The 5,789-nt window shown below is 49.5% G+C and carries 5 protein-coding genes; all 5 read left to right on the forward strand.

Translation table 11 applies throughout. The features are described from left to right. Positions 1-123 precede the first annotated feature (123 nt). The 5 genes from trpE (at position 124) to COY37_RS05400 (ending at position 5,688) form a co-directional block, all read left to right on the forward strand. Positions 124-1,614: an anthranilate synthase component I gene (gene trpE / locus COY37_RS05380; protein WP_286679089.1), complete on the forward strand. Its 1,491-nt coding sequence runs from the start codon at positions 124-126 to the stop codon at positions 1,612-1,614. Between the two features lie 129 nt (positions 1,615-1,743). Beyond that, complete coding sequence (locus COY37_RS05385) at positions 1,744-2,223, forward strand: ATP-binding protein (RefSeq protein ID WP_286679090.1); 480 nt, start codon at positions 1,744-1,746, stop codon at positions 2,221-2,223. Between the two features lie 415 nt (positions 2,224-2,638). Beyond that, a complete protein-coding gene (locus COY37_RS05390; RefSeq protein ID WP_286679091.1) occupies positions 2,639-3,217 on the forward strand; it encodes a sigma-70 family RNA polymerase sigma factor in 579 nt (192 codons plus the stop codon). Then, the gene (locus COY37_RS05395) at positions 3,189-4,163 is read left to right on the forward strand and encodes a DUF5667 domain-containing protein (protein ID WP_286679092.1); all 975 of its coding nucleotides are present in this window, start codon (positions 3,189-3,191) and stop codon (positions 4,161-4,163) included. Before COY37_RS05390 ends, COY37_RS05395 begins: the two co-directional genes overlap by 29 nt. A gap of 190 nt (positions 4,164-4,353) precedes the next feature. Beyond that, entirely contained in the window at positions 4,354-5,688 is a 1,335-nt protein-coding gene (locus tag COY37_RS05400; protein ID WP_286679093.1) for an RAD55 family ATPase, read from the forward strand. Positions 5,689-5,789: the final 101 nt, after the last annotated feature.

The following is a 5,789-nucleotide window of genomic DNA, read 5'->3' on the forward strand; positions in this document are numbered from 1 at the left end:
AAGCAAGGGGAGCGAGGGGACGTTGTTTACTTTGAGTCCTAATTTATGTTGCGCAGCAATAAAGACCCACAGGAAACAACGTCCCCTTGCTGCACTTGCTGAAAGAAGTGGGAGGGAACGCATATGTATACACCATCTAGAAGTGAATTTAAGAAGCTTGCAAAGCAGCATAACATTGTCCCTGTATACAGGGAAATCATCGCGGATATGGACACGCCCGTATCGGCGTTTATAAAGCTTGGGGATGAGGTGAACTCCTTTTTACTCGAGAGCGTGACCGGGGGTGAGCAACTTGGAAGATACTCGTTTCTCGGGTACGACCCGTTTTTAGTCATCACCGCGCGGGGCACTACCGTAACCATTGAGGGAGAGGAGGACGCGCAGCTCGAAGATGTTAAGGACCCGCTGAAAATCGTGGAGGACAAAATGAAGGCCTACAATCCGGCGGTGCTTGAGGGGCTTCCCCCGTTTTTTGGCGGTGCGGTGGGGTACGTCGGGTATGATGCCGTCAGGTATTTCGAGCGAATCCCAAAAACCGCGGTCGATGATCTCAAGGTTCCAGAGATGGTGTTTCTTCTTACCGATACCGTAATCGCATTCGACCATATAAAACACAAGATAAAAGTCGTCGCCAACATGCGGGTCAACGGCGGCGATGTAAATGAACTATACAGCAGCGCAGTTGAAAAAATAGATAATGTGATCAAGAGGTTGAGAAGCCCGCTTGAGTACGTGCAGCTCGTGGAGATGGCCCGCTTTAAACCGCGCGAGTTTTCCTCGAATGTTTCAGAAGAGCGCTTCGCCCAAATGGTTGAAAAGGCCAAAAATTACATTCATGAGGGTGATATCTTTCAGGTCGTATTGTCACAGCGCTTCTCGACACCGTTGACGATCGAGCCGTTTGATATTTATCGTGTCTTGCGGACCATTAATCCATCCCCCTACATGATTTATCTTAAGCTCGAAGATTGTACGATCGCCGGGGCTTCACCCGAGCCGCTCATCCAGGTACAGGACGGGACCGTTATCACCAGGCCGATTGCCGGTACGAGACCGCGCGGCGCAACGGCAGAGGAGGAGCGATCACTCGAACTCGATTTATTGCAGGACGAGAAGGAACGGGCGGAACATGTTATGCTTGTGGATCTCGGGCGAAACGACCTCGGCAGGGTCAGCCAGGCGGGGACGGTAAAAGTAGACGATCTCATGTATGTAGAGCGATATTCCCACGTCATGCACATTGTGTCGACTGTGAGCGGAAAACTTCTTGAGGATAAAACCGCATTTGACGCGCTCCGGGCCGCCTTTCCGGCCGGTACGGTCTCGGGCGCACCAAAGATACGGGCGATGGAGATCATCGACGAGCTTGAGCCGACCATCCGGGGCCCGTACGCCGGAATTTACGGGTATTTTGGGTTCAACGGCAACCTTGATTGCGGTATAACCATACGGACCATAATCATTAAAGACGGTAATGCCTATGTTCAGGCCGGGGCCGGTATCGTCGCCGACTCGGTCCCCGAAAAAGAGTTCATAGAGACAAAGAACAAGGCACGGGCGCTTTTTGACGCTGTCGATCAGGCGGGGTATGCGGACATAGAAACCAGCTCCTAGATATGGGGGTCTTAGAGCGATACCCATACAACCAACCGTCTTGTTGTTGACGTTTCCTCTACATGCTCATAAAATTATGGTAGACACAATATCCGATATGCACCCATTGCCGAAGGAGATTGACGTCTGTTGTCAAAACGGAACCTGAAAAACATTCGACAAAGGTGCAAAGAATGCACCTTAAACTCCGGCGAGCACGAACTGCAGGTCAGGAGCGAATCAGCAAACTTATGCCTCATTAGAAATCATGTCAAGATGATTGGTGAGCTTTGCAGCCTGAGCGAGAAACAAATATTCGATCTACAGGTTGCAATCGGCGAGGCCGCCGCAAATGCGATAGAGCACGGCTCGCCCCAGGGCTCCGAGAACCATGTAAGGATTCAAGTCTACTGTGACGGCAACGCGCTCGTTATTAAGGTAAAGGACGAGGGCAAATTCAAACGCCGCATGCCCGACCCCGGCATGGACCACAATAATTTCCGCGGACGCGGTATTCCGCTTATGCTTGCGCTAATGGATAAAGTTACAATTGATGAGGCCAAGGATGGCACAAGCGTTGTGCTTACCAAACGAGTTAAAGAAACCTATGAGAACAAGCAGGCTAAGTGAAGGCCGTACAAGATGGTAAATAACCATAAGCGTTGCTATTACCAGCAATGCCGGAAGTTTCTTCAACATCTTTTCCTCCTAAAGAATCCCTTAGCACTTTTTCGGTACTAACTGCTCGCTATGAACGGGTTACATTTAGTTCTTTGATCTAGTTTGATTGATCTAGTTTGATCGTTAGTTCCCTGGATTGATTCTACAAGCGCTTGTATTCATAGCTTGCAACTACTTAAATATAGCCCATGCGATTTAGCTACGGGTAGGTTCGATATTTCACCATTTCACCGATTCCTAGTACAATAGGGAATATTTGAGAGATAAATTGACGAACATATTTTCAGAAAATAGTGAAATATTTCCGTAATTCGCGTTACCAACTGGTTGTCTATCCGTTGATACGGGTGAAAGCATTAGGCTTATGGATGATAGTTTTGAAGTAAAAAGATTAGTAGATAAAGCGAAGAACTATGATGCAGAAGCTTTCGGTCAGCTCTATGACCTGTACTTTGATAAGATATTTGGATATATCTACTACAAAACAGGTAACCGCGTTGAAGCCGAAGATATCGCCGGTCAGGTCTTTTTAAAGGCGCTCGAGAACATCTCCGCGTTTGAATGGAGAGGGGCCCCTTTTTCGGCCTGGTTGTTCAGGATAGCTTCAAATCTCATCATCGATTACTACCGGTCAAACAAGTACGAGCTGGTTGATATCGCCGAGGAGATGGATGCGTTGCGCGATGATGGGCACGGACCGGAACAGTCGGCGATCAGGGAATTCAACCGCACCGAGGTTGTCAAAGCCCTAAAGACGCTTACCGATGAGCAGCAGCAGGTCGTTGTCATGCGGTTTATCATCGGCATGACGAACGATGAGGTCGCCCGGGCGGTTGATAAAAATGTGGGTGCTGTTAAAGCGTTACAGCACCGCGCGATTGGGGCCTTAGGAAAGGTTCTGGGGGAGATATACGATGAAGCCCACGATAACAGATATTTTTGATGATTGCATAGAAGCGATACGGCGTAAGGAAACAACGGTCGAGGAATGCCTTCGTCTGCACGAAGACGTGCGCGTCGAACTTGAGCCTATGCTTGTCGTCGCAAGCAGGTTACTCGAGGCGGGCAACGTCGTCCCCGATTCAATCAAGAAGCAGCAGGCACGCGATGCACTTCTGGCGGCCGTCGAGCAAAAGCGCTGGGAAACAGGCGTAGAACGAGAGGCGCTAAAAACAGCTCCGGCAAAAAGAAGGCCGCGCATGCTGGCACTGGGTAGCCGCCTGGGCATCATCACCCTTATCTTTCTCGCGCTGATGGGGAGCACTTTGGCGATGGCCAAGGAGAGTTTGCCCGGAAGCCCTTTCTATCCGCTGAAACTCGCAGTGGAACATGCCAGGATCGGCCTGGCCGGGGATGATGCTACTAAAGCCAAGCTTTATCTTAACGCCGCCGATGAGAGAATGAACGAGCTGAAAAAGCTCAAAAGCGAAGATCCGCGCTATACCGGCCTGGTTAAGGCTATGGCTACAAACATAGAGCTGGCTGAAAAGACATCGACCGATGGGTCAGACAAAGAGTTTTCAGTTGCAGTCAGTAGCCTTGTAAAGAAAAACCGGGAAGTCCTCGAGGATACCTTGGATAAGGTACCGCTAAGCGCGAGGCCGGCGATCCGGCGTGCTCTTACAAAACCTTTAAAATCAGGAGGGGCCTTGGTTGAAGAGCCCGATGACAAGTCCGGCGACTCTAATGCGGGCAACGCATCAGGTGGCAATTCAGGATACGCCAATTCTGCGGGCAAGCACCCTGCACCTATGACCCCAAGCGCAAGTTCGTCCAGGCAGCGCTCACATGATTCTAATGAAGATAAAAATCGAACCGTGGACGATAAGAACAAGAAACTCCAAGGCGGCGGCGAAACCGCAACTACGACCAGCCTTCTTCTTCGATAGCGCTCCTACCGGCACCAGCGTACCTGGAGCCGGTATCACCCCACCTTAATAGTTGCTCTTTTCACAAACTTCACCTAAAATAAAACTGTTGTGCTCTATGTTGACAGACATGGGCCTATTTAGAACGGCAAACGTCTCGACGCAAGCCAGATAATTCAAATTAGGATCGGTTCCAAAGGATGGAAGCAGAATGGAAAAGAGAATCAAGACTGGAATCGGCACTTTAGACCGGATGCTGGGCGGCGGTTTTTACAACGGCGCCGCATGTATGGTCAAAGGCGCTCCAGGTACAGGAAAAACAACATTAGGACTACAATTTCTCGCGGCCGGTATCGAAAACGGAGAAGCCGGTCTTTATGTAACGTTCGAGGAGTTTTCAGGTTCTCTCTACAGAGACGCACGCTCGATTGGCATCGATCTTGAAGCGTACGAAAAAGCAGGCAAGCTGAAGATGATATTTACAAACCCCGAGGTCTTCTTGGGCATGGTAAGAAAACCCGGCGGTGAGTTCGATGAGGCGATTCTTAAGTATGGCGTGAAAAGGGCTGTCGTAGATGCATTTAACCACCTTGAGTTCATCGAGGAAGAATCTAAAAAAATGAGAAGCCTCGCCTATATGATGGTCAATTCCTTTAGAAGACACCAGATCACCAGCATGTTGCTGCATGAAGACAAATTGTTTATGGGTGATGTGGGCGGTCTTGAGTTTGGTCTCCCCTACATCGTTGAAACAATCATCCAGCTCAAGTACGTTGAGCTTGAGTCGAGGGTCCGCAAGGCGCTTCTAGTTCTCAAGCACAGGGCAAGCGCGCACAGCAATGCCATTCTTGAATATACGATATCCAACAAAGGATATAAAATCGGCGACCAGTACGAGGCAGACCACCTGATCACCGGATCGGCGACCCGCCGCCCGGTTGTTGAGGGCCTCTTGAACTCCCTCTCGCATGTGGGCGGGCCTTCGCTTGATGTTTCCGTCAGGCTGATCGAGGACACGCTGCTTAAGATGGGGCAATCATTTCCTGAAGAACACTATGCAAATAAGCAGGAGTTCTTCGATGCTATCGAGAAAGGCGAGGCCGGCATCTCAAAACTTGAGTCGAAGCCGCTGCCCCGCGGCAACGATATTTATGCAACGGCGATATGTCCTTTCAAAGCAACGATAATCGAGCTTAGCGATAAAAACTACGAGGCATTTATCGCAATGACCGAGACGTACAGGGAGAAATATCCCGGTCGCGCGATTGTCCATCCGTTCTGTGTTTGTCACCAGAATGTTAGGGAATTAATTCTTGGGAAGACATATGTCGAGGGCCAGCCGATCCACAGCGAGACTCTGGTATGCAAGAGCAATGTCTTGGAAGATATAAGTTATGGCTCAGAGGCACTCAAACCGCTGAGTTTGACCACAGATAACGCGGACGAATTGCTAAAAGGCGATGTTTGCCTGTATAGCCTGCTGATTGGAAAAGAGCAGAAACAAAGAAAAGCAAAGGCAAAAAGCGCAAAACAAAAGGTAAAATAGATTTAAGGATTGACACCCGCCAAAAATCTGTGCTATTGTCTTAGTAATTACAAAGAAGAAGCCGTAGACGGGGAAAGTAGGCTAGAGTAACCGGTAAGAAG

The sequence above is a fragment of the Candidatus Aquicultor secundus genome, assembly GCF_002791875.1.
In the GTDB taxonomy this organism is placed as follows: domain Bacteria; phylum Actinomycetota; class Aquicultoria; order Aquicultorales; family Aquicultoraceae; genus Aquicultor_A; species Aquicultor_A secundus.

Coding starts and splice junctions, on each gene's coding strand:
- trpE (WP_286679089.1), top strand. CDS start 124: ATGTATACACCATCTAGAAGTGAATTTAAGAAGCTTGCAAAGCAGCAT.
- COY37_RS05390 (WP_286679091.1), top strand. CDS start 2,639: ATGGATGATAGTTTTGAAGTAAAAAGATTAGTAGATAAAGCGAAGAAC.
- COY37_RS05395 (WP_286679092.1), top strand. CDS start 3,189: ATGAAGCCCACGATAACAGATATTTTTGATGATTGCATAGAAGCGATA.
- COY37_RS05400 (WP_286679093.1), top strand. CDS start 4,354: ATGGAAAAGAGAATCAAGACTGGAATCGGCACTTTAGACCGGATGCTG.